21 protein-coding genes and 1 pseudogene are annotated in these 25838 nt (G+C 67.8%); 10 read left to right on the top strand and 12 right to left on the bottom strand.

The window, feature by feature from the left end; translation table 11 throughout:
• Nucleotides 1-54: 54 nt before the first annotated feature.
• The 5 genes from CWT10_RS04120 to CWT10_RS04100 form a co-directional block, all read right to left on the bottom strand.
• The gene (locus CWT10_RS04120) at nucleotides 55-1080 is read right to left on the bottom strand and encodes a LacI family DNA-binding transcriptional regulator (RefSeq protein ID WP_158247661.1); all 1026 of its coding nucleotides are present in this window, start codon (nucleotides 1078-1080) and stop codon (nucleotides 55-57) included.
• A gap of 151 nt (nucleotides 1081-1231) precedes the next feature.
• Nucleotides 1232-2875 (bottom strand): glycoside hydrolase family 32 protein, encoded by a 1644-nt coding sequence (locus CWT10_RS04115; RefSeq protein ID WP_103063408.1) that lies wholly within the window; start codon nucleotides 2873-2875, stop codon nucleotides 1232-1234.
• The gene (locus CWT10_RS04110) at nucleotides 2872-4614 is read right to left on the bottom strand and encodes an extracellular solute-binding protein (RefSeq protein WP_233188189.1); all 1743 of its coding nucleotides are present in this window, start codon (nucleotides 4612-4614) and stop codon (nucleotides 2872-2874) included. Before CWT10_RS04110 ends, CWT10_RS04115 begins: the two co-directional genes overlap by 4 nt.
• An 11-nt stretch (nucleotides 4615-4625) precedes the next feature.
• Nucleotides 4626-5579: a carbohydrate ABC transporter permease gene (locus CWT10_RS04105; RefSeq protein WP_103063407.1), complete on the bottom strand. Its 954-nt coding sequence runs from the start codon at nucleotides 5577-5579 to the stop codon at nucleotides 4626-4628.
• A gap of 30 nt (nucleotides 5580-5609) precedes the next feature.
• Nucleotides 5610-6551 carry an ABC transporter permease gene (locus CWT10_RS04100; protein ID WP_233188188.1) on the bottom strand — a complete coding sequence of 314 codons (942 nt, stop codon included), beginning with the start codon at nucleotides 6549-6551 and terminating at the stop codon, nucleotides 5610-5612.
• Between the two features lie 199 nt (nucleotides 6552-6750).
• Here CWT10_RS04100 and CWT10_RS04095 point away from each other — a divergent pair, with 199 nt between their 5' ends.
• Nucleotides 6751-7044, top strand: coding sequence for an exodeoxyribonuclease VII small subunit (locus tag CWT10_RS04095; RefSeq protein ID WP_103063406.1), 294 nt, complete (start codon nucleotides 6751-6753; stop codon nucleotides 7042-7044).
• A 62-nt stretch (nucleotides 7045-7106) separates the two neighbouring features.
• The gene (locus CWT10_RS04090) at nucleotides 7107-8069 is read left to right on the top strand and encodes a carbohydrate kinase family protein (protein ID WP_103063405.1); all 963 of its coding nucleotides are present in this window, start codon (nucleotides 7107-7109) and stop codon (nucleotides 8067-8069) included.
• 109 nt (nucleotides 8070-8178) lie between these two features.
• Here CWT10_RS04090 and CWT10_RS04085 read toward each other — a convergent pair whose 3' ends face one another.
• On the bottom strand, nucleotides 8179-9510 hold the full coding sequence (locus CWT10_RS04085) for a PhoH family protein (protein WP_103063404.1): 1332 nt from the start codon (nucleotides 9508-9510) through the stop codon (nucleotides 8179-8181).
• Nucleotides 9511-9723: 213 nt separating this feature from the next.
• Nucleotides 9724-10554, bottom strand: a complete 831-nt coding sequence (locus CWT10_RS04080) for an isoprenyl transferase (RefSeq protein WP_103063403.1) — start codon at nucleotides 10552-10554, stop codon at nucleotides 9724-9726.
• Nucleotides 10555-10748: 194 nt separating this feature from the next.
• Between CWT10_RS04080 and trhA the strand changes: the two genes are divergently transcribed.
• The 3 genes from trhA (at nucleotide 10749) to msrA (ending at nucleotide 13145) form a co-directional block, all read left to right on the top strand.
• Entirely contained in the window at nucleotides 10749-11444 is a 696-nt protein-coding gene (trhA, locus tag CWT10_RS04075; protein WP_233188201.1) for a PAQR family membrane homeostasis protein TrhA, read from the top strand.
• Between the two features lie 287 nt (nucleotides 11445-11731).
• A complete protein-coding gene (locus tag CWT10_RS04070) occupies nucleotides 11732-12226 on the top strand; it encodes a GreA/GreB family elongation factor (RefSeq protein WP_103063401.1) in 495 nt (164 codons plus the stop codon).
• 196 nt (nucleotides 12227-12422) lie between these two features.
• Nucleotides 12423-13145 carry a peptide-methionine (S)-S-oxide reductase MsrA gene (msrA, locus tag CWT10_RS04065; RefSeq protein WP_128683649.1) on the top strand — a complete coding sequence of 241 codons (723 nt, stop codon included), beginning with the start codon at nucleotides 12423-12425 and terminating at the stop codon, nucleotides 13143-13145.
• A gap of 125 nt (nucleotides 13146-13270) precedes the next feature.
• Here msrA and CWT10_RS04060 read toward each other — a convergent pair whose 3' ends face one another.
• A complete protein-coding gene (locus CWT10_RS04060) occupies nucleotides 13271-13918 on the bottom strand; it encodes a LysE/ArgO family amino acid transporter (RefSeq protein WP_103063400.1) in 648 nt (215 codons plus the stop codon).
• Here CWT10_RS04060 and CWT10_RS17885 point away from each other — a divergent pair.
• Nucleotides 13812-14945 (top strand): annotated as a pseudogene (locus tag CWT10_RS17885) (ABC-ATPase domain-containing protein); the annotation flags it as partial. The gene CWT10_RS04060 and the pseudogene CWT10_RS17885 overlap by 107 nt on opposite strands.
• A gap of 123 nt (nucleotides 14946-15068) precedes the next feature.
• Complete coding sequence (locus CWT10_RS17880; RefSeq protein WP_416171715.1) at nucleotides 15069-16709, top strand: P-loop domain-containing protein; 1641 nt, start codon at nucleotides 15069-15071, stop codon at nucleotides 16707-16709.
• Nucleotides 16710-16996: 287 nt separating this feature from the next.
• On the opposite strand, the gene CWT10_RS04045 is transcribed toward CWT10_RS17880, so the two are convergent.
• Nucleotides 16997-17554, bottom strand: a complete 558-nt coding sequence (locus CWT10_RS04045) for an NADPH-dependent FMN reductase (RefSeq protein WP_103063399.1) — start codon at nucleotides 17552-17554, stop codon at nucleotides 16997-16999.
• Between the two features lie 164 nt (nucleotides 17555-17718).
• Between CWT10_RS04045 and ilvA the strand changes: the two genes are divergently transcribed.
• On the top strand, nucleotides 17719-19293 hold the full coding sequence (ilvA, locus tag CWT10_RS04040; RefSeq protein ID WP_103063398.1) for a threonine ammonia-lyase, biosynthetic: 1575 nt from the start codon (nucleotides 17719-17721) through the stop codon (nucleotides 19291-19293).
• A 9-nt stretch (nucleotides 19294-19302) separates the two neighbouring features.
• Here the strand turns inward: ilvA and ilvD are convergent, their stop codons facing one another.
• On the bottom strand, nucleotides 19303-21198 hold the full coding sequence (ilvD, locus tag CWT10_RS04035) for a dihydroxy-acid dehydratase (protein WP_103063397.1): 1896 nt from the start codon (nucleotides 21196-21198) through the stop codon (nucleotides 19303-19305).
• Nucleotides 21199-21422: 224 nt separating this feature from the next.
• Between ilvD and CWT10_RS04030 the strand changes: the two genes are divergently transcribed.
• A complete protein-coding gene (locus CWT10_RS04030; RefSeq protein WP_158247660.1) occupies nucleotides 21423-22790 on the top strand; it encodes an amidase in 1368 nt (455 codons plus the stop codon).
• A 92-nt stretch (nucleotides 22791-22882) separates the two neighbouring features.
• On the opposite strand, the gene CWT10_RS04025 is transcribed toward CWT10_RS04030, so the two are convergent.
• Entirely contained in the window at nucleotides 22883-23290 is a 408-nt protein-coding gene (locus CWT10_RS04025; protein WP_103063395.1) for an FKBP-type peptidyl-prolyl cis-trans isomerase, read from the bottom strand.
• A gap of 236 nt (nucleotides 23291-23526) precedes the next feature.
• Nucleotides 23527-24486 carry a Bax inhibitor-1/YccA family protein gene (locus tag CWT10_RS04020; RefSeq protein WP_103063394.1) on the bottom strand — a complete coding sequence of 320 codons (960 nt, stop codon included), beginning with the start codon at nucleotides 24484-24486 and terminating at the stop codon, nucleotides 23527-23529.
• Nucleotides 24487-24873: 387 nt separating this feature from the next.
• Between CWT10_RS04020 and CWT10_RS04015 the strand changes: the two genes are divergently transcribed.
• Nucleotides 24874-25797: an ABC transporter ATP-binding protein gene (locus tag CWT10_RS04015; protein WP_103063393.1), complete on the top strand. Its 924-nt coding sequence runs from the start codon at nucleotides 24874-24876 to the stop codon at nucleotides 25795-25797.
• The last annotated feature ends 41 nt before the right edge of the window (nucleotides 25798-25838 follow it).

The following is a 25838-nucleotide window of genomic DNA, read 5'->3' as shown; positions in this document are numbered from 1 at the left end:
TCGGCGCAATGAAAGCGGATAGGCCACGGGCAGCACATGTCCCGGTTTTGGCTGTCAGCCGCCCTGCCGAGCAACCGACTCCCGTTCCACCACCCGTCCCACAATTCGCAGGTTCTGAGCCGGCGTAGTCGGCGCGTCCAACAACTCGTAGAGCCGCTCCACTGCCCAGGCGGCCATCTCCGCATGCGGCAGGGCGATCGAGGTCAGCGGTGGTGAGAGGGACTCGTTGATCAGCACCATGTCGTCGAATCCGACCACTGACAGGTCCTGAGGAATGCGCAGTCCCAGTTCGGCGGCGGCAGCGTACACGCCCATACCCATGGTGTCGGAGAAGCAGAACACTCCAGTGGGACGCTCGGCAGGTTGGGCGTCAAGCAGCCGTGCAGCCGCGTCGTGGGCGGCACGACCGGTCGGCGGGCAGGCGAGGACCAACGGCTCCAGGCCGCTGTCCCGACAGCGGGCAACGAACCCCTCTTCCCGCCGATGGGCGGCGGGAATGTCGTCATGATTGTTTATCATCGCAACACGCCGATGACCGCAGGCAAGCAGCACCTCGGCACCCGCACGCCCACCCATGAACTCGTCGGGAACCACCCAGGAGTAACGCGCATCGTGGGTGTAGGCATTGACCACAACCGTGGGCAGACTCGCCAACGCCGTCGGCACGGTGAGCTCCTGGTGGTAGAGGGCACCCAGAATGACGCCGTCGACCTGGTGGTCGATTAGTGTGCTGATTACTCCCTCTTCGTCGTCGGAGGTGTCGGCCACGATGAGCAGGCCGCCGCGTGAGCGAACTGCTTCCTGGGCGCCGCGCACCATGCGTCCCAGGTGCTCGGTGGTGGCCAGATCTCTACCAACCAGGGCGATGGTGTCGGTGCGGCGAGTGCGCAGTGCCCGGGCGGAGGGGTTTGCGCGGTAGCCGAGGGCCGTCGCGACGGTTCGGACATGCGCCCGGGTCTCCTCCGATACGCGCGAACCCTCCGGATTGTTCAGGGCATGGGAAACCGTGGTGACGGACACACCGGCCTCCCGGGCCACATCCTTGATGGTGACCCGGTCAATAGAGCGACCAGGACTCATCGGCCATCCCCTCTCATGCAAGCGTTCGGACAGGCCGTCAGTATCCCCCATGCACCTTGCCACCAGCCGGACGCGGCGTGAGGTATGCCCGTATCGGACCCGGTCCAGCTGGGGCTCGCCCCAGCCACTTCAACCGAACTCGATGGTTATATCAGCCGAACTCGATGGAAGAGGGGGTGAGTCTTTTGGAGTAGGCGTCCGACATGGTCCAGGCTTGCAGGCGCGCATCGGTGAGCGAGCCGAGGACGACGCGCAGGCCGCCGTCGCCCGGCTCCGTCCCCAGACGCGCGGACAGTGGTTGACCGTTCACAAATACTTCCAGACTGGAGCGATCCAGCAGTATCCGCAGTTCCACCTCACCGTTGGGCCCGAGTGGCACGGGCCCGGCCAGCTCCCGGCGGTCGGGCGCCTCCCAGGGGGAACCAGGGGTAGCGGAGGCGGAGCGGTCCAGGCGCAGCCATCCCGTCCAGGCATCCTGCCCCGTCCGTCCGCTGGGGACGCGGCGGGACAGCAGCAGGCGGGTGCGGCGAGCGCCGTCGGAGGATGCCGCCAGGTCGACGCTCACCTCCTGCGTCCCGCACAGGCGTCCGGTCAGCACCAGGTCCAGGCTGTCACCGTGCAGATCCGCAGCGGCCGCGGCAACCTCCCGTGCACCGGCGGCGTCGGCCAGGGCCCGGGCCCGAAGGGAGTCGACCTCGGCGATGGGGTGGAAGCGGAGGGTCGCATCCGGGGCGAGAGTGATCTCCCGGGGCACGGACATGGAGCCGGCCCAGCCCGCTGCCAGACGCTGTGCGTGCGTGGCATTGGGCTGCATCCAGCCGATGGCTACGCGGCGTCCGTCCGGCAGCAGCACGGACTGGGGGGCGTAGAAGTAGTTCTCCCCCAGGTCGCAGCGGCCGACCGCATCAATGCGCATACGGGTGCCGGTGCGCCTCCCACGCATCCACATCGAACGCAGGGTGCGCGAGGCGTGCCAGGCGGAGACGAACAGGATGTCGGTCTCCCCCAGGCGCACCAGCTCCGGGCACTCCCAGACGGTTCCGGTGGCACTGACATCGCCGTCGCCGACAGCCAGCGGGCCCTCATAGCTCCAGTCGCGCAGATCCTTGCTGGAGAAGCACAGAGCCGCACCTGCCTGCGCGCCCCCGCTTCCGGCTCCCGGCAGCCCGGCCCCCATCACCTGGTACCAGCGCCCATCCTCACGCCACACCGAGTGGTCACGCATCTCCGGCACCACCAGCCCGGCGGTGGAGGCGGGGGCGGCGTCAATCACCGGGTTGCCCGGGTGCTTGACCCAACGGACCAGCAGGGGATCGCCGGGGACGGCGGTGGCCAGGCAGGCGGTCTGAGTGGCCCGCTCCGAGGCGCCGGAGTAGACCATGGTGGGCACGGTGATGCGGGTGCCGTCCGCCGCCACGCGCTCATCGGCCACCACAACCCCGGACCAGCAGCCGTATGCGTCCGGGTCGCCGACGCCGGGGCGGACGGCGGTGGGCAGGTCGTGCCAGTGCACCAGGTCGGCTGAGTACTGGTGGCCCCACTCGATGTGCTCGTGCACCGGGGCATGAGGATTGTGCTGGTAGAACAGGTGCACCAGGGCCTCACCGTCCGGCCCGGGCCACACGCTCAGGCCGTTGGGGTCGTTCATCCACCCCCAGGGCGCGGTGGCGTGCCAGCGGGGACGGGCCGGGTCCGCCTGGGCGCGGCCCGCCTGCTCGGCCGGCGCCAGTTCCAGGCGGTCCTCCGAACTGACAAGCCAGGGCCGCGCAGGGGCGGTGGTGGAGGCGGTAGTCATGAGCGTGCGTCCAGCTCCTCGTAGTAGCGATCCAGTGCCGCCTGGTAGATCTCCATCAGCCTGGTCAGCCCCGTGGTTTCGAGATCCTTGAGATATCCGTTCCAGTCGGCGTCGATGCCGCCACCCACCACCCACTGGGCGAACTTCTGCTTGACAAGAGTCGAGACGTCCGCATCAATCAGCGACAGGTCGTCCAGTTCGGCGTTGGTGAACACCACGGGCGGGAAGGCGTCATTGGCGGCCCATTCGGCGTACTCGGCGGTCACCTGCTCCTGGCGCAGGGAGGCCCGCGGCTCAGGGAGCACGACCTCCTCGAAGTCCTTGGCGGTGGTGGATTTGGGGCCGCCGGGAGCGACCTTCTGTCTCCGCTCCCCCTCCGACTCACCCTCGGCGGCCGGGATCTGGGACAGCATCCCGGCGTCGTCGTACTCCAGGGTCACGCCGATGGGCCCCCAGCTGTTCTGTGCGGACATAACCGGGTCGTACATGCGGTCCACCCAGCGCATAACCGCCGCCTGGTAGCGGCAGGTGCGGGTCATGGCGAAGGCGCCGCGGGAGATCTCCTGGTTGTTGGACACCGAGGCGCGGCGCACACCGTCCACTCCTGCCAGCACCGGGCACAGCTCGTAGTGGCCCTCACGGTCCTCCCCTACGAACTCGGTGGCCTCCCACCAGTAGAAGGCGGCCAGCGACTCCTGCTCCGTCTTGCCCTTGGCCAGGTAGGCGGTGTCGTCCTGGGAGAAGGACTCGGAATCGATCAGTCCCTCGGCGTACCAGGTATGCAACTGTTTGACGCCCTCCTTCCACTGCTCGGTGGCGGCGGTGAACACGGCCTTGCGGTCGATCACTATGCGGTGGTCGTTGTTGTCGGCCTGTCCGCCGTAAGCGGCGATGATGTCCCAGGGGTTGGCGCAGAAGGAGCCCGGGATGAATGACAGCGGCAGCAGCTTGCCGGTTCCGGAGGGGTCCTGCTCCTTGAAGTCCAGCAGCGTGTCGTGCAGCTCCTCAATCGTGGTGGGCATTTCCCTGCCGACGGCGTCCAACCAGTCGGTGTTCAGGTACAAGAAGTTCGGGAAGGGCACCAGCCCGAGCTCCTCCACGCTGGGAAGGGTGTAGATGTGCCCGTCCTCGCTGGTGATGGCGGAGCGGATATCGGGGCGGGACTCCAGCAGCGCGGAGATATTGGGGCAGTTGTCGGCGAAAAACTCATCCAGCGGCACCAGGGTGTGGTTGGCGGAGTAGGTGGCCACCTCCGCGTCGGTCAGCCCGGTGTTCCACAAAATGTCCGGCAGATCCCCGGAGGCCAGCAGCAGGTTCTTCTTCTCCGCGTACACGTCCTCGGTGAGGATGTTCCACTGCACCGCGATGTTGGTCTCCTGCTCCCACTGCTGGGTGAGCTCCATCTGGCCGTAGGGCACGGACAGGGCCGTGCGCGAGCCGGTGGCGGTGATGGTGATCGGACTGGAAACGATCGGCAGGGAGTCCGGCGCCTCGGCCAGTCCAGCGGAGGCGGACTCGTCGGGGACGCGGTAGTCGGCGTCGCTCTTCTTAGTCGAGCAGGCAGCCAGGGCGAGCAGTCCCGCGCCGGCCAGCGAGCCGCGCAACAGCAGGCGCCGGCTGAGCGGGCGCTGGGCGAGGCCGCCGGGCGGTGGGAGGGCGAGTGCACGGGCGGTGGAGGGCATAACCGGGGTGACGGACAAGGGGTCGGAGGCGGTGGTAGTGACGTTGCGGGGGCGCATTTGGGGACCTCTCAGCTCTTCACGGCGCCGATGAGGGCACCCTGGGCGAAATACTTCTGGGTGAAGGGCAGTATGGACAGCAGCGGGAAGGTGGACACGACGATCATCCCGTACTTCATCAGCTCGGCTATGCGCTGGGACTCGGCGTAGGAGTCCATGCCGGTGGCGGAGACGCCGGAGCCGGACACATCGGACTGGATGAGGATGTTGCGCAGCACCAACTGCAGGGGGTACTTGGTGTCATCGTTTAGGTAGATCAGGGCGTCGAAGAAGGAGTTCCAGTAGGCCACCGCGTGCGTGATCACCAGCAGCATGATCAGCGCCTTGGAAAGCGGCAGCACGATGCGGAAGAAGTAGCGCCATTCGCCGGCGCCGTCGAGGGCGGCGGCCTCATGCAGCTCCTCGGGGATGGTCGTCTCGAAGAAGGTGCGGGCAATGATCAGGTTGGTCACGCCAATGGCACCGGGCAGGACCACGGCCCACATGGTGTCGAGCATCCCCAGGTCGCGCACCACCAGGTAGCGGGCGATCATGCCGCCGTCGAAGAACATGGTGACGATGAACGCCGCCATGAACAAGTTGCGGCCGGGCAGGGACTTGCGGGATAGGGCGTAGCCGGCGCCCAGGATCGAGCAGACCGACACGGCGGTCCCCACCGCCGTGTACAGCAGCGAGTTGCCGAAGCCGCGCAGCACGGTGGAGGTGGAGAAGATGCGCTGGTACCCCTCAAGAGTGATGTTCTTGGGCCACAGCCACACATTGCCCTCATAGACCTGGTTGGGGTCGGAGACAGAGGCGATGACGACGAAGTACAGCGGGTAGATGATCGCTATCACGGCGCCGCCAAGCAGGAGGACGACGAACAGCGTGTAGAGCGGGTCGGCGATCCGCTCCGCCAGGCGGCGTGGGCCGGAGGTGCGGAAGGTGGGTGCGGCGTCTAGCACGGACGCGGATGCGGTGGTCATAGGGGTTCCTCGGGTGGTTCGCGGGCGGGATCAGAACAGGCTCGATTGACCCGCGCGCTTGGCGACCTGGTTGAACACCAGCAGCAGGATCATGTTGAGGACTGAGTTGAACAGGGAGATGGCGGCCGAGTAGGAGAACTGGGCGCTCTTGAGCCCCACGTCGTAGACGTAGGTCTGGATGATCTGCGAAGCGCCCAGGTTCAGATCGGTCTGCATCAGCAGCGCCTTCTCGAAGCCCAGGTTGAGCAGGTTGCCTACCGCCAGGATCAGCATGATTGAGATGATTGGGCGGATGCCGGGCAGGTCGATATGCCACAGGCGCTGCCAGCGGTTGGCGCCGTCCACGCGCGCGGCCTCGTGCAAACTGGGGTCGATGCTCGCCAACGCCGCCAGGTAGATGATCATGGAGAAGCCGGCGTTCTGCCAGATGTCGCTCATGACGTAGATGGGCCGGAACCAGCCCTCCTCATTCATGAAGTTGATCGGCTGTCCGCCGGTCAGGGTAATCACGTTGTTGACCAGCCCGGAGCGGGGCGACAGCAACACGAACAGCATGCCGACCACCACCACGGTGGAGATGAAGGCCGGGGAGAACAGCACCGTCTGGATGAAGGACTTCAGCTTGCGGGAGGCCAGCTGGTTGATCAGCAGCGCCAGGATGATCGGCACCGGGAAGCCGAAGATGAGTCCCAGGACGTTGATGGCGATGGTGTTGAAGAAGATCCGGGTGAACTGGAAAGAGTGCAGGAAGCGGCTGATGTGCTCCAGCCCCACCCACTCACTGCCCAGGAAGCCGTCGATGGGGTTGTAGTTGCGGAAGGCGATCTGGACGCCATACATGGGCCAGTACTTGAACAGAATCAGGTAGATCACCGCCGGTGCCAGCAGCAGGTACAGCTGCCAGTGGCGGGCGATGCGCATCCACAACGACGTGGGGCGTCGCTTCAGCGCGGAGGAAGTGGGACTAGACAACGTTGTCCTCCATATGGGCGGGCACAGAGCGCTGTCCACTCCAAGCGGTGCAATACGAGCGCTCCAAACGATTTGGCACGTATATGGTGCACCCATCCGAGCCGGCTGTCAAGACGTTTTTGCAACTCGGACGGCTCCGTTCCCGATTGGCCGCGCGGACTGCCCTCGCATCCGCCGCCCGCGTGCAACAATCGGGACTATGAGTGCACCCTCCCCCACCGAACCGGTCAGTCCTGCCGACGCCAACGCCGACGTCGCCGCCCTGCCCTACGAACAGGCGCGGGAACAGCTCGTGGGTGTCGTTCAGCGGCTGGAGGCCGGCCAGGTGCCCCTGGAGGAGGCCCTCAAACTGTGGGAGCGCGGCGAGGCCCTGGCCGCGCGCTGTCAGTCCTGGCTGGATGACGCCCGTGCCCGCCTGGCTGCCGTCGCCGACGCCGGCAGTACCGGAAGCGATTCCGGCAATTCCGGCAATGACGCCTCCAGCACCTTGTGAACCCGACGACCCTCCGATCCGCATTCACCCCGCCACCGCAACCATCCATGAGGAGCCCGAAAATGTCCGCACCCGGCCCCGCAGGCACCGCCCTCGTCATCGGCGAGGCACTCGTCGACGTCGTCATCCACCCGGGCCAAGAAGCCCAGGACATCCCCGGCGGCTCGCCCGCCAACGTCGCCCTGGGGCTGAGCCGCCTGGGACGCGACGCCGAACTCGACTGCTGGATCGGCACCGATCCGCGTGGCCAGGCGGTGCGGGAGCACCTTGAGGCCTCCGGCGTCCGGCTGACGCCGGGTTCCGACGGCGCCGAACGCACCTCAACCGCACAGGCCACCATCGGCGCGGACCGGGCCGCCACCTATGTCTTCGACCTGGACTGGAACCCGCCCTACCCGCAGCGCGCGGAGGGCACGGCGGCGCCACTGCTGGTGCACACCGGCTCCATCGCAGCGATCCTCCAACCCGGTGCCGCCACGGTTGAGCGGGTACTGTCGGACTACCGGGCCACTTCCACGATCTGCTACGACCCCAACGCCCGCCCGCAGCTGATGGGCACACCGGAGCAGGCGCGCGCGCAAGTGGAGCGGCTGATTAGCCTGGCCGACGTAGTCAAGTGCTCCGATGAGGACATCGCCTGGTTCTACGGCGAGGACGCCGATGTCGAGGCTGTTTCGCGCGACTGGTTGGACCGGGGTGCGGCCATCGTGGTGGTCACCCGCGGCAAGCAGGGCTCCCTGGCACTGACGGCCTCCGGGCTGCGCATGGAGGTGCCGGCGGACCCCACCGTGGTGGTTTCCGACACCGTCGGCGCGGGCGACTCCTTTATGGGAGGGCTGGAGGACGGCATCTGGTCCGAAGGACTGGTGGGGGCCGAGCGGCGCGAGGCCCTGCGCAGCATCGACGCCGCCACCCTGGAACGCGTGCTGCGGCACGCGGCCGCCATTGCCGACATCACGGTCTCCCGCGCCGGTGCCAACCCGCCCACCCGCGCCGAACTGGCACCCTCCACCGAAATCGGCTGAAATAACCACCGAGATCGGTCGAAATAACCACCGAGACCGGTCGAAATAACCACCGAGACCGGTCGAAGTTGCAGACGTCTGCGGATTTCGGCACCAACGCCGGCAAGCGTTAGTACAGCGGCGCCTCGTCGAGCATGCGCGTGACCAGCTCAGCGATTTCGCTGCGCTCGGTACGCACCAGGTCCACGTGCGCAAACAGGTCCCGATCCTTCAGGGACTCCACCACACTGACCACGCCGTCCCAGCGGCCCACACGCAGATTGTCCCGCTGAGCGACGTCATGGGTGAGCACCACCTTCGCGTTCTGACCGATCCGGGACAGCACGGTCAGCAGCACGTTGCGCTCTAGAGACTGCGCCTCGTCCACAATCACGAAGGCGTCGTGCAGGGAACGGCCGCGCACATGCGTCAAGGGCAGCACCTCGAGTTGGCCGGCGGCGACGATCCGCTCAATCCGGTCCGCGGGCACCACGGAACCGAGGGTATCGAACACCGCGTCACCCCAGGGGTTCATCTTCTCCGCGGAGTCACCGGGCAGGAAGCCGAGCGTCTGCCCACCCACGGCGTAAAGGGGCCGGAACACCATCACCTTGCGGTGCTCTCGGCGGTTGATCACGGCATCCAGACCGGCGCTCAGCGCCAGGGCCGACTTGCCGGTGCCGGCGCGCCCACCGAGCGAGACGATGCCGATGGCGGGGTTGATCAGGTGGTCAATGGCGATGCGCTGTTCAGCGCTGCGCCCGCGCACGCCGAACACCTCGCGGGCGCCGTCCACCAGGTGCAGGGTCCCGCCCACCACGGTAGCCAGCGCCGATCCGCGCGGGGAGCTGACAACCACGCCGGTGTGGGTCGGCTGAGCAGCCAGGTCTGCGGCCACAGCCCGATCCGCCATTGCAGCCAGATCCAACGCGCCATCCTCCCACAGCCCGGAGATCTCCTGCTCGGTGACGGTCACCGCGGTCATGCCCGAGTAGATGTCTTCGCTGGCGAGCTCGGCCCGATACTCCTGAGCGGTCAATCCCACGACTGCCGCCTTGATGCGCATAGGCAGGTCCTTGGATACGACCACGACCTCGCCGTCGTACCCGCCCTGCTCGGCGCGGCGGGCCAGAGTCACCGCCACCGACAGGATGCGGGAGTCATTGTCCCCCAACCGCATGGCGGCCGGCAGCACGCGGTCGTCCGCACCGTTGAGTTCAACCCGCACCGTGCCGCCATGCTCACCCACGGGAACGGGCCGGTCGAGCCGGCCATGCCGCTCGCGCAGGGAGTCGAGCAGCCGCAGCGCAGAGCGGGCGAAGTAGCCGAGCTCGGGGTGATGGCGCTTACCCTCCAACTCGGTGACCACCGTCACCGGCAGCACGACGGCGTGTTCGTCGAAGCGCAGCATGGCACGCGGATCGGATAGAAGGACCGAGGTGTCCAGGACATAGGTTCGCATGGCAGTCTCCGTCTGTATGCGGCGGACAGCACCGGAGGTCCGGAATAATCCGCCTGTGATACCGCTCACCATACCCGCTGCCACCGCGTGAGCGCCGAGCCCGCTAGGACGAGGCGGCGCGCATATGCGGCATCTGCCGGACCACCGCCGATGCGGGCCCGTACACCGCGCGCCCTATGCCGCGATGCCGCGCGTTCTATACCGCGCGCCCGATCACCTGCCCAGGCGACGCTCGCGCTGGCCGTAATCGCGCAGGGCGCGCAGGAAGTCGATCCGGCGAAAAGCCGGCCAGTACACCTCACAGAAGTAGTACTCGGAGTGGACCGACTGCCACAGCAAAAAACCGGAAAGACGCTGCTCCCCGGAGGTGCGGATGACCAGTTCGGGATCGGGCTGCCCCTTGGTGTACAGGTGCGCGGTGATGTCCTCCTCGGACAGCGAGCCGGCGACCTCCTCCAGCGTGGCCCCGGCCGCGGCGCGCTCACACAGTAGGGAGCGGACGGCGTCAGCGATCTCCTGTCGACCGCCGTAACCGACCGCCACATTGACCTGCATGCGCGTATCCGGTTTCAAGGGCACCTCCCCCGCAGCCCCGGGAGCGCCGTCGCCGGGAGCGCCGTCGTCGGGAGCGGCGACGACGGTGGAGGCGACGGCGGTGCGCAGCCGGCCGGCCACCGGAACGGGCAGCAGGTCGACGGCGCCGACCAGACGTAGTCGCCAGCGGCCGGTGGCCGCCAGCTCGTCGACGGCGTGCGCGATGATGTCCAGCAGCGGTGACAGTTCCGCGGGGTCGCGGGAGAGATTGTCCGTGCTCAGCAGCCACAGAGTCACTACCGCGACGCCGGCGTCCTCCGCCCATCCAAGGAATTCCTCGATCTTGTCAGCACCGCGTTTGTGTCCCTGAGCGGTGCCGATGCCCATAGCCCTGGCCCAGCGGCGGTTGCCGTCGAGGATGACACCCACATGCTGGGGCACCCGGTCGGGTTTGACCTGGGCGGCCAGGCGGCGCTCGTAGAGGTTGTAGAGGAGGTTGTCGCCCGCCATGAATCAGCTCTTTCCTGAATGCGCCGTCTGCCCTGGCGCCCGCGGCAACAGGGTCGGCGGGCGCACCCAGGTCAGAGCGTAACGCGTGCCTATTACTCTGCACACTTTCCCAGGGAACCTACGGGAACGTAAGTTACGGTAGCGTAGGTTCTATTGGGACACCCCTCGTGAGGAGACCGGTGATGCGCACAACCATGCAGTCGCGCGGCGCGGCCGCCATCAGTGCCGCGAATGACCTCGCCCGTGCAGTCAAGCCCAAGCTGCGCGGATGGATCCACGCCGGCACCGCACCCCTGGCCCTTGCGGCCTGCATGGTGCTGACAGTGCTGGCACCGGGCTTGGCGCTGAGATGGGCCTGCGCGGCCTACCTGGTCTGCTCCCTGTTGCTGTTCGCCAACTCCGGCCTGTACCACACCTCCAAGGGCTACCTGCCCCGCACCGTCTCTATTGTCCTGCAGCGATTCGACCACGCCAATATCTACCTGCTGATTGCAGGGACCTACACGCCGTTGTCGGTCGCGCTGCTGGACGCCGGCACCGCGCGCCTGATCCTAGGGATCGTGTGGGGCGGGGCCCTGCTAGGCATTTTGCAGGCGGTGCTGTGGCCGACGGCGCCGCGTTGGCTGGGCACGCTGCTGTACATCCTGCTCGGCTGGGTGGCACTGTGGTTCCTGCCCCACTTCTGGACTACCGGCGGCCCGGCGATCTTCTGGTTACTGGTGGCGGGCGGCGTGGTCTACACGGTCGGCGGCATCATTTACGCCCGCAAGCGCCCCGACCCGTTCCCCCGCTGGTTCGGCTTCCACGAGATCTTCCACGTCTGCACGGTAGCCGCCTGGATCTGCCACTGTGTGGCCTGCTACCTGGCGGTACTGGGCAAAGCGGCCTGATACCGGAGACGATCGCAAGTCATAGCCCGCCGGGGCGCCAATGCGCCCGGGGAGTCGCTCCCCGTTGCTCACAGCAGTAAGCGGGTACGTGGGCGGCAGCGCCGCCGCTCCGCGGGGGATGGCTCGACGTGAAGAGGCCCGTTGCAGGGACGGAATCAGGCGGACACGGACCGTGCACACAGTCATCAAAGTCACTACCGCAGCACGATCCGGCGGGAGCGTATAGACTCGTCCTTTATACCCGAACAGCACCTGAGGGCTGCATGGCCCTTTTTTGAGGAGAAACCATGGCCGATGAGACCACCGATCAGCCGGGCACCTGGCTCACCCATAAGGCGTACGACCGTCTCACCGAGGAACTCGAACACCGCAAGGGCGCCGAGCGCAAGGCCATTGCTCAGCGTGTCGAGGCCGCCCGTCAGGAGGGCGACCTACGGGAGAACGCCGGCTACCACGCGGCTCGGGAGGAAGCCTCGCTCAACGAGGCGCGCATCGCCACAATCACCGAAATGCTGGAGAACGCACAGGTCGGAGCCCCGGACTTCGACGGATCCGTCACTGCGGGCACGATTGTCTCCGCTAAGGTCGCCGGAAGCGAGCAGACCTTCGCCCTGGGAGGCCAGGAGATCACCGCTGATGTTCCCGACGGCGTGAAGGTCTTCTCCCCCGACGCCCCTCTGGGCCGAGCCCTCATGGGTCACCGCGCGGGCGACACGGTCAGCTACAACGCCCCGAACGGCAGACAGATCACCGCCGAGATCCTCGACGTAAAGGCGCTGTGATCCCAGGTGGCCGACCGCACCCTAATTCCCGTCCGTGCGGCGGGAACGGGGCGCGGCCGCATCCGTTGTTCCGCACCCGCCCTACAACTGGGGGCTAACGGCGCCTACGCCCCAGGCGTACTCTCACGGATCGCCCTTAACGCGGCCAGCTGCCCCGAGTAGCGTCGTGCCCATGACAGCAGCTATGCAGTCCGCTATGTCGGCCGCTACCACCACGACGCCGCACCATCCTTCCCGCAACACCACACTTCCCGGCCGGGAAGTCACCGTCCTACCTGATCCCGGTGAGCATGTAGTTCTGGGCACACCCCTGAACGGACCCTGGCCAGATGGTACGCAAGTCATCTACCTGGCGGGAGGCTGCTTCTGGGGTGTGGAGCGCTTCCTGTGGCGCCAGCCCGGCGTGGTGTCCACCGCCGTGGGCTACATGGGCGGCACCACCCCCAATGCCACCTACCAAGAGGTTTGTACCGGTTTCACCGGTCACGCCGAGACGGTGCGTGTGGCTTATGACCCGGCCGTGTGCGGGCAGGGCGGGGAGAGCCTGCTGCGCACCTTCTGGGAGAACCACGACTCCACCCAGCTGAACCGGCACGGCAATGACATCGGCACCCAGTACCGCTCGGCGGTGTGGACCACGACGTCGGCGCAGGCCAACGCTGCGCTAGCGATCCGCACCGCCTTCCAGGGCGAGCTGACCCGCCTGGGGCGCGGCACCTGCGTGACCACGATCGCCCCGACCACAGAGCTGTATGACAAGTTCGGCGGGCCGTTCTACCTGGCGGAGGACTACCACCAGGGCTATCTGCACAAGAACCCGAACGGCTACTGCAACCACGGCCCTAACGGCATCACCTGCCCGGTGGGGATTGCCAACGTGCCCGCACAGATGCAGGTGCTGCCGCCGGAGGCGGTGTAAGCGCTCAAGTCGGTCGCACATAGTCGGCGCGGGTCGGCCGGAGGCGCTGGAGGTCTCCGGCCGGCCCGCGGCCTACCCGTACGGGTGCGTCACTAGTGCCGGTCTCGGTGAAGTAGGCCGTTCCTTCAGAAGCCCAGCGCCAGATTCAGCGCCACCCCCAGCATGACCAGGCCCACCAGCAGGTCCACCACCCGCCAGGTGCGCGGGCTGGACAGCGGCCCGGACAGGGCCCGCGCGCCCAGGCCCAGCGCCGTGAACCACAGGATCGACGCCGTCCCGGCGCCGGCCGCAGCCACCCAGCGCGCCTGCCCGAAGCCGTTGGTCACCGTGCCGAGCATGAGCACGGTATCAAGGTAGACGTGCGGATTCAGCCAGGTCAGCGCCAGCGTAGTCAGCGCCACCGAGGACGCCGGGCGTGCCTGCGCCTGCTCAAGCGCACCCGGCCGCGCCGCCGAGCGGAAGCTAGAGATCGCAAAGCCGATCAGATACAGCACCCCGCCCCAGCGCAGCACCTCCAGCGCCCACGGCGCCAGGCGTGCAACCACACCGATCCCGCCGGTGCCCACGGCAATGAGAACCAGGTCGCTGAGCGCGCAGATGGCGATCACCACCCCAACGTGCTCACGCCGCACACCCTGTCGCAGCACCCAGGCGTTTTGTGCACCGATGGCCACGATGAGCCCGATTCCGGTGGCGAATCCCGTGACGGCAGGCGCCAGGCCCGAGGCGGCGGTCGGCGCAGTCGCGCAAAGCCCGGTCAGAGCGGGGATCATGCGACAAACACCACGTGGGGCCGATACGACGGGGCGTTCATGGGGATCGTCATGGAAGGACCCTACGTGCACCGGCGGCTTGCCGGTAAGTCGGCACCCACCACATGCCACAACTCGCCATCGGCGGGCGGCGCGTCCGGATTCACTCCGGAAATGTGCCAATATTCAGGGCATGACTGAGCGCAGTGACTACACAGACGGCCGCGGCTACGGCGATCGCGGCAACCGTCGCGACCGCTATGACCGAGGGAACGACCGCGGGGGGCGTCGCGACCGCGACGACTATCGCGGCTCCGGCCGCAACGACCGCGGCTACCGCGGCGGCTACCGCGATGACGGCAGAGGCGGCTACGACCGCGCGGACCGCGGCGGCCGCGGCTATGACCGCAACCGCGGGCATGACCGGGACCGCGGGCATGACCGGGACCGCGACTTCAACGACCGACGCGGCGGCTACGACCGGGGAAACCGGGGCGACCACGGCTATGACCGCAACCGCGGTTACCGGGATAACCGTACGGGGTACGGTTACCGGGAGGACCGGGGCTACGGCGACCGGCGCGAAGGCGGGCGCGAAGGGCGATACGACCGGGGCTATGGCCGAGACCGCCGCGACCAGGGCTATAGCCGCGACGGTCGCAGCCGCGACTACCGCCACGAGGGCCGCCGCTATGAGAAGGGTCCGCGTGAGGGAACCATCAGCGACCTGGTGGATTACCTGCACGTGCTGGACAACCGCCCCTACGGCGCCTACCGAGACACGATCGGGCACTACCGTGCCATAGAGGGCTGGATGCTGCATGTCGACTACGTCCAGCCCGATCCCTACGCCCCGCCCACACGTATCCGCATTGAGGCTCCGGCCGACCTTCCAGGCCTGAAACTGCTGCAGGAGGCGGAGCTGCTGTCCACCCGGGATCGGCGGATCGCGGTGGCCGATTTCCTCACCCGCGAGCTGCACCGCGGCTTCCGCGGCACCAACCTGTCGATCGCCTCCCCCGGGCAGGAGATCCTCGAGCGCTGCTCGGTGATCGTCTCCTCCCCGGCCAGTCCCGAGGCCGATTCCGAAGGTGACGCCGACCCGGCGGCCGCGGACGGCTCACAGACCTTCAATGAGCCGGACGGCGCAACCCTGGACCTGTTCACGGTACTGACCGAGACCGACGGCGACGCCGATGAGAGCGGGGACGTCACCGCGGACTCCGCCACGGTCGAGGCGACCGACGCCTCCGCGGCGGACGCATTCGCCGCCGCCATAGGTTCAAGCGAGCCTGCCGACCTCACCGGCAAGGCCGATCCCGAGGCGGATTCCGAGCCACAGGATTCCAACGCCGCGCCCTCCGCGGAGGGCGCGGCCGAGGACTCGGCGCCCTCAACCGCATCCGGCGGCGCCGACGCGGATACTGATGCCGCCGCCGATGTCGGGCCCGCAGCGCAGACCTCCGACGAGCACCACAAGGCCCCGGCGAGTTCCGGGATCGTCATCGAGATCCGCGCCCGGGTAGCGCTGCCGGCCCGGGGACGCTCCATCCGTGGGCGTGAGGCCGCCAACATCTTCAGCCACGACCTGACCCGAGAGGTCAATGCCGCCCTGGACCTGACCGGTGAGCGGGGCAAGCGTCTGCTGGCGCATGTGGCCGCATTGGAGGACCACCGGGCCCTGACCCAGGCCGTGCTCGATAACGGTTGGGTGTCCTTCCTGGCCGACGGCTCGATTCTGCCCCGCCGTTCCGGCGTCAGCGACGCCCCCATGGAGGAGGGCGCCATCGCGTTGCGAGCCCCCGATTCACTGGCCGCAACCGTGACCCTGCCGCACGCCGGCGAGGTGCGCGGCACCGCGATCGGTTCCGGCGTAACGCTCATCGTCGGCGGCGGATACCACGGAAAGTCCACGCTGCTCAGCGCGATCGAGCGCGGTGTCTACCCGCATGTGCCTGACGACGGGCGTGAGCTGGTGGCCACGGTACCCGACGCCGTCAAGGTGCGGGCCGCCGATGGGCGGGCCGTGACCGGCGTCGACCTGACCCCCTTCATCTCCCACCTGCCCGGAAATCGGGACACGGCCGCCTTCACCACCACCAACGCCTCGGGCTCGACCTCACAGGCGGCCTCGATCGTGGAGTCGATCGAGGCCGGCACCTCGGCGCTGCTGCTGGATGAGGACACCTCCGCCACGAACCTGCTGATCCGCGATGCCCGCATGCGCACGCTGGTGGCCGACGACCAGGAACCCATCACCCCATTTGTGGACCGGGTGGGAGCGCTAGCGGAGGCCGGGGTGTCCACGGTGCTGGTGATGGGCGGGTCCGGGGACTACCTGGATGTGGCCGACCGGGTCCTGCTGTTGGATTCCTACGTCCTGTACGACGCCACCGAGCGCGCGGCCGAGGTAGCTGCGTCCCAGCCGCGGGACACGACAGCGCTGGCGGACTTCCCCATGCAGGCTCCGCGCGTGCCACTGCCCTCGCAGCGCACCCAGCGTGGCCCGGTGCGCACTCGCTCCCGGGGCACCGACTCCCTCATCCTGGACCGGGAGGACATCGACATCTCCGACGTGGCCGGCGTCGTCGAGTCCGGGCAGGCGGAGGCGGTGGCCTATGCGTTGCGGGCGCTGCTGGAGCAACGCTTCGACGGAGACTCCACGCTCGCCCAGTGCTTGGAGGACCTGGACGCCCTGCTGGACGATGAGGGCCTGGACGCCCTGGACCGCCGCCCGGCCTTCCTAGTGCGTCCGCGCATGGTGGATGTGGCGGCCGCCGTTAACCGGTACCGCAAGCTCAAGCTGGCCTGAGGCGTGCGGCGCGGCGTCAGGCGACCTCGCGCCGCACGCTAACGTTCGAGTGAGCTCAGAGAAAACCGCGTAACCAAGCGGTTTGACTGATTATCTCGAAATGGATAAGGGGCTTCCCGTGTGCGTCAACGGCAGCGGCGCACACGGGAAGCCCCTATCTCTTCATTGACTTGTACCGGCGAGTCGCCACTTTCTACTGCTATTGCAGCGATTAGTGGCGATCGGCGCGACTGGGCTCGAGGGGCCTAAGCGTGCGGCGCGCGACCTGGCCGCGCACCCGGCCGGTCTCAGCGCAGCGCGGCCAACGCCCGGTCCTGGGCGACGATGGCCTGGACCATCACGGGGACCTCCGCATCGTGATAGGCGGCGGGGGCGTAGTCGCTCAGGTTCTCGAAGTCGGAGGCCAGGTGCAAATTGACCTGCGCTCCGACGACCCCGGTGGTGAAGTTCGCCAGGATCAGGCGCAGTGCCTCGATCGGACGGTGTCCGGCGGAGAAGGAGTAGCCGACCAAGCCGATCGCCTTGTTGGCGAGCACGGAGGGGGTGATGAAGTCGATCGCGTTCTTCAGCGCGCCCGGAACGGAGTGGTTGTACTCCGGGGTAACGAAGATGTAGGCGTCGTAAGCGGCCAGGGTCTCGTTCCACTTCACCGCGGCCGGATCCTTGGCGGGGGCCATCATCGGGGGCAGCTCCTCGGCGAAGACCGGCAGTGCGAAGGAGGCGAGGTCCACCACGGTGGCCTCGACGCCCTCGACGGTGTTGGCCTTCTCGGCGACCCACTGAGCCACGGGCCCACCAACAGAGTTCGGGCGGACGGAACCGGTGATCACGGCGATCTTGGTCATATTGCACTCCTTGAAAGCACAGTTGGAAGCAAATCGAGCAGCCCGACTCTAGGCCATAAGTCCCGAACAACCTACGGTTCCAACAATGAGCTTACTCATATCTATTAGCTTTAGCGCTGGATGGCTGCGCAAACCCGGAGAGTGCCCACGGCTAGGCTGAGAACGTGAGCGATGCCGGAAGCAACGGAAACCATGCGGACCACGACTCCCCCTGGGAAGGCGCCCGCTACCTGCGGGAGATCCTGCGCGCCCCCGTCTACGAGGCCGCCGAGCACACCCCCCTGCAGACCATGCCGTCCCTCTCAGCCCGCCTGGGCAACACGGTCCAGGTCAAGCGGGAAGATCTGCAAGCGGTCCACTCCTTCAAAATCCGCGGTGCCTACAACGCCATGCGCTCCCTGTCCGAGGCCGCACGCGAGCGGGGCGTGGTAACCGCCTCCGCAGGCAACCACGCCCAGGGGGTGGCGCGCTCCGCCGCCCTGCTGGGGGTGCACGCGCTGATCGTCATGCCCACCGTCACCCCTCGCATCAAGGTCGACGCCGTGCGCGCCCTGGGTGGCGAAGTACAGCTCAGTGGCGACAACTTCGATGCCGCTAAAACCGAGGCACTACGCCTGGCCGAGGCCGACGGGCGGAGCTACATCGCTCCCTTCGACGATCCGCGCGTAATCGCCGGTCAGGGCACCATCGGATTGGAGATGATCCAGCAGGACGCCGACCTGGACCGGGTCTTCGTGCCCGTGGGAGGCGGCGGCCTGGTCTCCGGCATCGCCGTGCTGATCAAGCAGCTACTGCCGCAGGTGCAGGTCATCGGTGTGGAACATGAGGAGTCCGCCTGCCTGAGCGCCGCCCTGGCCGCGGGCGAGCCGGTCACGCTGGAGCACGTCGGGCTATTCGCCGAGGGTGTGGCGGTGCGGCGCATCGGGGATGAGACCTTCCGCCTGTGTGAACAGCTGCTCGACGACGTTGTCACCGTCTCCTCCGACGAGGTCTCCGCCGCCGTGCGCGACCTGTTCGAGGACCTGCGCGCCGTGCCGGAGCCGAGCGGCGCCGTTGCCCTGGCGGGGCTGAAGCAGTACGTGGCCACGCATAAGCTGTCCGGCGAGCGCCTGGCGTGTGTGCTGTCGGGGGCGAATCTGAACTTTCACCAGCTGCGCTACATCTCCGAGCGCGCCGAGATCGGCGAGCAGCGCGAGGCCATCCTAGGGGTGACCATCCCGGAGGTGCAGGGCGAGTTCCTGCGCTTCGCCTCGATTCTTGGGGGCCGGGCGGTGACCGAGTTCAACTACCGGGTCTCCGCCTCGGCGCCCGCGGGCGCGCCGGCCCGGATCTTTGTGGGCGTTCGGCTCACCCGCGGCCGGGAGGAGCGCCGCGGGATCGTCGCCGACTTGGAGGCCGCCGGCTACGGCGTGGTGGACCTGACCGAGGACGAGCTCGCCAAGGTGCATGTGCGCTCCATGATTGGTGGGCGCGCCCCCGAGGGCCTGATGGAGCGACTGTTCAGCTTCGAGTTCCCCGAGTCACCGGGTGCGCTGATGAGGTTCCTGGAGATCCTGGGGACCCGCTGGAACATCACCCTGTTCCACTATCGCACCGACGGCGCCGACTACGGGCGCATCCTGACCGCCTTCGAGGCCGGACCGGACGACGCCGAACTGACCGAGCACATGGACCGGCTCGGCTACGCCTACCACGAGGAGACGGACAACCCCTCTGCCCGCTTCTTCCTGGCCCGTTGAATCCGGCTTTCAGCGAACACGGACCAGGTTGAGGTCGCGCACGGCGCCGAGGTCGGCACTGGTGGCAAGCATGCCGTAGGCGCGCAGCGCCGCCGACACGTGGCGGGGCCGCGGGTTGTGCGGCGTCCACGCCTCCTCCCCACGGGCCTCCTCCTCGGCGCGACGCCGGGCGATCTCCGCCTCCTCCACATCCAGCTCGATCGAACGGTTCGGGATGTCGATGACGATACGGTCGCCGGTGCGCACCAGCCCTATGAGTCCTCCCGCGGCGGCCTCCGGGGAGACGTGCCCAATGGACAGTCCGGAGGTGCCGCCGGAGAAGCGCCCGTCGGTGAGCAGCGCGCACTCCTTGCCCAGGTGCATGGACTTAATGTAGGTAGTCGGGTAGAGCATCTCCTGCATGCCCGGGCCGCCGCGCGGCCCCTCGTGGGAGATGATCACCACGTCGCCCGCCTTCACCTTGCCGCCGAGGATGCCGTCCACCGCCTCATCCTGGGACTCGAAGACGACGGCGGGCCCGGAGAAGGTCAGGATGGAGGCGTCCACCCCGGCGGTCTTGACGATGCAGCCCTTCTCCGCGATGTTCCCGAACAGTACGGCCAGGCCGCCGTCGGCGGAGTAGGCGTGGGCGATGTCGCGGATGGCGCCGGCCTCGCGGTCGACGTCCAGCGTCTCCCAGCGGGAGGCCTGGGAGAACATTTCGGTGGTGCGCACGCCCGCGGGGGCGGCCAGGTAGCGGGTGCGGACCGCCTCATCCACCCGGCTCGCCTGCGGGTCGCGCAGGCCGTCGGGGCCGGGGCGGCCGATGTCGTATTGATCGAGCTCGTCGGCCAGGGTGCCGCGCAGCACCGTGCGAGTGGTGGTGTCCAGCAGGCCGCCGCGGTCGAGTTCGCCGAGAATCCCCATGATGCCGCCGGCGCGGTGGACGTCCTCCACGTGCACAAGGTTGGTGGAGGGGGCCACCTTGCACAGATGCGGCACCTTGCGGGAGAGGCGGTCGATGTCGGCCATCTTGAAGTCGACCTCCGCCTCCTGGGCGGCGGCCAGCAGGTGCAGCACCGTGTTGGTGGACCCGCCCATGGCAATGTCCAGGCTCATGGCGTTCTCGAAGGCGGGCTTGGTGGCGATCGAGCGCGGCAGGACGGAGGCGTCGTCCTCCTCGTAGTAGGCCTTGGTGATCTGAACGATCTGGTGGCCGGCCTCCTGGAACAGGGCCTTGCGGTCGGCGTGCGTGGCCAGGAGCGATCCGTTGGTCGGCAGCGCCATGCCCAGGGCCTCGGTCAGGCAGTTCATGGAGTTGGCGGTGAACATGCCGGAGCAGGAGCCGCAGGTGGGGCAGGCCAGGCGCTCAATGGCGGAAATGGTCTCGTCGGGGACGGTGGGGTCGGCGGCGTCCATCATGGCGTCGATCAGGTCGAGCTTGCGGGTGGTGCCATCGGCGGCGACCATCTTGCCGGACTCCATGGGACCGCCGGAGACGAAGATCGTGGGGATGTTCAGGCGCAGCGAGGCCATGAGCATGCCGGGGGTGATCTTGTCACAGTTGGAGATGCACACCAGGGCGTCGGCGCAGTGGGCGTTCGCCATGTACTCCACCGAGTCGGCGATCAGTTCGCGGCTGGGCAGGGAGTAGAGCATGCCATCGTGCCCCATGGCGATGCCGTCGTCGACGGCGATCGTGTTGAACTCCTTGGCGATGCCGCCGGCGGCCTCGACCTGTTCGGCGACCACCCGACCCACATCCCGCAGGCCCACGTGCCCGGGGACGAACTCGGTGAAGGAGTTGGCGATGGCGATAATGGGTTTGCCGAAGTCCGAGTCCTTCACACCGGTGGCGCGCCACAGGGCGCGGGCACCGGCCATGTTGCGGCCAGTGGTGGAGGTAGCACTGCGATAGCGGGGCATGAGCCTCTCCTTGTAGCGGACTGGGTCGGAACAGTTGAATGGGGCTCAGCGTAGTTGTCGCCGTGCCGGCCGGCCTGGTGCAACCAATCAGTGAAACAACATATTTCCGCAGTATCATGCCGTTCAATCGGATGTGCGGGCCGCCCGCCCAGGGCGATATCGCTCACGGGCGCGCGGGGAATAAACGAACACCCGCCTCACGCCCTATTCCCAGGGGGACTCGCATGGATGAACTGACCGACGCCGTCGGCATAGCGCGCGCGGTCCGCGCCGGCCGTCTCACCGCCGGCGCCGCCGTCGCCGCCGCACTGGACCGAATCGACGCACTCGCCCCCGAACTCAACGCCTTCACCCTGGTGCGCCATGAGGCGGCCCGCCGGGAGGCGGCGGCTCTCGACCGGCTCCTCAATGCTGTCGGCCCCGAGGCGGCCGGCCCACTCGCGGGCGTACCGGTGGCCGTCAAAGAGGAGTACGACGTGGCCGGGGAGGTCACCACGCTCGGAGGCCGGGGCAACAGTTCCGCAGCACGTGCGGACTGCGCCGTCGTGCGCCGCCTGCGAAGGGCCGGCGCCATCCTTGTCGGTCGCACGAATATGCCGGAGTTCGGCCAGTTCCCGGTGGGCGAATCGGCGTTTCACGGCGACTGCCTGAACCCCTGGGACAACGAGCGCTCCCCCGGCGGCTCCTCGGCCGGGTCCGCGGTAGCCGTCGCCACCGGCGCGGTCCCGATTGCACTGGGCGCCGACGGCGGGGGCTCGTTGCGCATTCCGGCCTCCGCCTGCGGGGTGCTGGGGCTCAAGCCGACGCGGGGGCGGGTCAGTTCGGCACCGTTGTCCGAGCACTGGTTCGGTCTGGCGGGCTTCGGTGCGATCACCCGCACGGCCCGCGACATGGCCGCGGTCATGGACGTCATCAGCGGCAACGAGGCGGTGGACCGGTGGCGGCTCGACTCCCCCGAACGGCGGTTCAGCGACGCCGTGACAGCGAGGCCCCGACGGCTGCGCATACTGTTGGCAACCAATCCGGTGATGCCGGGGGCCCGGACGACGCCGCCCGTTGCCCGGGCCATGCGCGACTTCACGGCAGCGCTGCGCCGGGCGGGACACGACGTGCGCCAGGCCCGGGTGGCCTGGCCCGTACCGACCATGCCGTTCCTCACCCTGTACTTCGCGGGCATGCGCGCCGAGGCGCAGCAGGTCGAACACCCTGACCGCCTGGAGCCGCGCACCGGCACCTCAGTACGCCTCGGTTCGCTCATTCCGCAGCCGGTGGTGCGTGCGGCGCTGCGCCACGCCGAACGCGTGCGCGATGGCGTCGAGGCCGCCTTCGGACGGGCCGACCTGCTATTGCTTCCCACGCTGCTGGATCTGCCCGGTGGAGCTCACGATCTGCATGGAAGAAGCTGGTTGTCGGCGATGCTCGCCTCGACGCCCGCGGTTTCCAACACGGCGATTTTCAACGTTTCGGGGCATCCGGCATTGTCGGTGCCGGCGGGGGTCTCACACGGCCTCCCGGTAGGTGCGCAGCTCGTTGCCCGCACGGGGCGAGAGGACCTGCTGCTGGCGGTGGCGGCGCAGTTGCATACCCACTAGGTGGCGACGAGGCCCTCCGGACGAAGCCGACTCGTCCCCGCCAGCTGCATCCGGTCCCCCACCTGTACGACGGCGCCGCAGGAAGGCCCGCGTCACATGGTGCCGAGGATCTCGGTTACGAATACCAGGGTGTCACCGCCCTTGATGCCGGCCTGCGGGACGCCACGCGAACCGTAGCCGAGCTCGGAGGGGATGGACAGAATTACGCGACTGCCCACGCGCTGGCCAACAAGCCCGTCGTCCCAACCGCGGATGACCATGCCGACGCCGACCTGGAAGTTCAGCGGCTGGCCGCGGTCGTAGGAGTTGTCGAAGACGCGCCCATTCCAGACCTGGCCGAGGTAGTGGCACACGACGGTGTCGCCCGCCTCGATCACCTTGCCGTCGCCGGCGTCAAGCACCTGCACCTGCAGGCCCTCGGGGGCGTCGGGCCCGGGGAAGGCCAGGGTGGGCTTGGCGCCCTTGGCGCCGTCAACGGTGGGCATGCTGGTGTTGATCATGCGGGCCAGGCTACGGCAGGGCGCACAGTTTCGCCCAACCGGCCCGCCCGATGCTCCTTCCCGACAACTCGCCCGACGACGTCGGCACCCCGACCGGGCGCGGCGGCTCGTACCGCAACCGCCTGCCGGAACGCTGACGCCATCATCCTCAGAAAACACGGTGCCCGCCATCCCGGATGGGGTGGCGGGCACCGTCAACGCCGCTGGTGGCGTCAGTCGGAGTCGGGCGCGACGCGTCAGTTGTCACGCAGTATGGCGAGAATGCGCAGGAACTCCACGTACAGCCATACCAGGGTGACCACCAGGCCGAAGGCGCCGGACCAGGCGTACCGGGTGGGCACGCCTTGCTCCACCCCACGCTGGATGAAGTCGAAGTCCATGATGAGGCTGGCGGCCGCCATCACCACTGCCACCAGACCGATGATCAGCCCGAGCGGGATTCCCATGACCTCCATGCCGCGCAGACCCCACGGGTTGGAGGCCACGCCGGTGAGCCTGAGCCCGAAGTTGATAATGCTGAACAGCAGATAGCCGCCCATAGCGGCCAGCAGAATGCGCTGCGCCTTGGGAGCCAGGCGGAATCCGGCGAACTTGTATGCCGCAAGGACCACGCCGAAGGTCGCCCCGGTGGCGAGCACCGCCTGCAAGACGATGCCGTCGTAACGGTATTCCAATACGCCTGAGAAGGCGCCCAACATGGCGCCCTCGCACACGGCGTAGGCCATGATCAGCGTGGGGCTGGGCTCGCGCTTGACGGAGTTGACCACTCCCAGGATCAGGGCACCGATGGCGCCGCCGATCATAGCGAGCATACCGATCCCCGCGGTGTCCCGGTTGACCGCCAGCGTCCAGCTGACGACACCCACGGCGATGATCACAGCGAAGATGCCGAAGGTGCGCACGATCACGTCGTCATAGGTCATGCGTCCACGGTCGACATTGCTGGCAGAGGGTGCGCCGTACTGGGCCTCCAGGTCGGAGAGCTGCTGTGGGGAAACACTGCCGTAGGCGGGCGAGTTGCCGTAGGGCTGCCCGCCCTGGTAACCATAGCCGGGCTGCTGGCCGTAAGACTGGCCTGCCTGACCGGGACGGTATCCGGGCATGGTCGGGTAGCCATTGGGGGTGCGCTGCGCGGACGACGCCGGAGCGGCGCTCCCGTTGAAGACGGAGCTGCGGGAGAAGTACGGGTTACTCATCGCAACGATTATTGCCGATCTTCCTGAAGAAGTCCTGTGTGCAAGCGGCAACAAAAACGCCGGCACCAGCACGCCGATTGGCCGACGGCGACCGCACCGACCTCCGAGGGCGACCGCACCGACCTCCAACGCAAGCTCGATGCGCGCCACGCCTACGAAGTGCAGGCAACCGGGCACCCCCACTAACCGCCCGCCGTACTGGCTGCGGCTCCTCCTCAAGGACGACCCCGCTCCTCCATCGTGCCCACTGCCGCCTTCAACGGATTCCCCAACCGGGTCGATAAGTGGCGCAGCTGCGACTTCTAGCCTGGTGGCGTTCGGGCGCGCACCGGTCAAGCTCCGACCGGGGCCGCCGCGAAACCGAGAACCCCGAAAGAGTTGATCCCGTTGATCGAAGCTGTCGATCTGACCAAGCGATACGGCTCCAAGACCGCCGTCGACCACATCTCCTTCACGGTCGAGCCCGGCACCGTGACCGGATTCCTGGGCCCCAATGGTGCCGGAAAGTCCACCACCATGCGCCTGATCATGGGCCTGGACAAGCCCACCGAGGGAACCGTAAAGGTCAACGGCCGTACCTACCGGGAACTGCCTGCACCCTTGTGCCAAGTAGGCGCGCTCCTGGACGCCAAGGGCCTGCACGGATCCCGCAGCGCCCGCGCCCACCTGAGCCAGCTGGCCGTATCCAATGGCATTCCCATCCGCCGCGTCGACGAAGTGCTCGAACTGACCGGACTCACACAGGTGGCCAAGAAGCGTGTCAAGGGCTTCAGTCTGGGCATGGGCCAGCGCCTGGGCATCGCCGCCGCCCTGCTGGGCGATCCGCAGGTGCTCATCTTCGATGAACCTGTCAATGGTCTCGACCCCGAAGGTGTGAAGTGGGTGCGTGAAACCTGTCGGCACCTGGCCGATCAGGGCCGCACCGTGTTCATCTCCTCCCATCTCATGAGCGAGATGGCACAGACCGCTGACCACCTGCTGGTAATCGGCCGCGGCCGCATCCTGACCTCGGGCCCCGTCGATGAGGTGATCGCCTCCGCCACCAGTGACGTGGTACGCGTCACCTCACCGCAGGTCGAGGATCTGGCCGTCGCGCTGAACACCGCCGGCATCGACACCGCCTCCCCCAAGCCCGGCGTCCTGACCACCACGACGGCGCCCGCCGCCAAAATCGGGGAGATCGCCGCCGCCAACGGCATCGTCCTGCACGAGTTGGCCACCCAGCGCGCCTCCCTTGAGGACGCCTACCTGGAACTGACCGGCAACGACGCCGAGTACACCACCGGCGCGCCGGCGCCGCTGGCCGCCTGAAGCCGATCTCCCAGCCACCCCGGCACCCACCCCCCACCCGC

It is taken from the genome of Actinomyces qiguomingii (genome assembly GCF_004102025.1).
Lineage (GTDB): Bacteria > Actinomycetota > Actinomycetes > Actinomycetales > Actinomycetaceae > Actinomyces > Actinomyces qiguomingii.
This window is presented reverse-complemented; position numbering and strand designations above follow the sequence as displayed.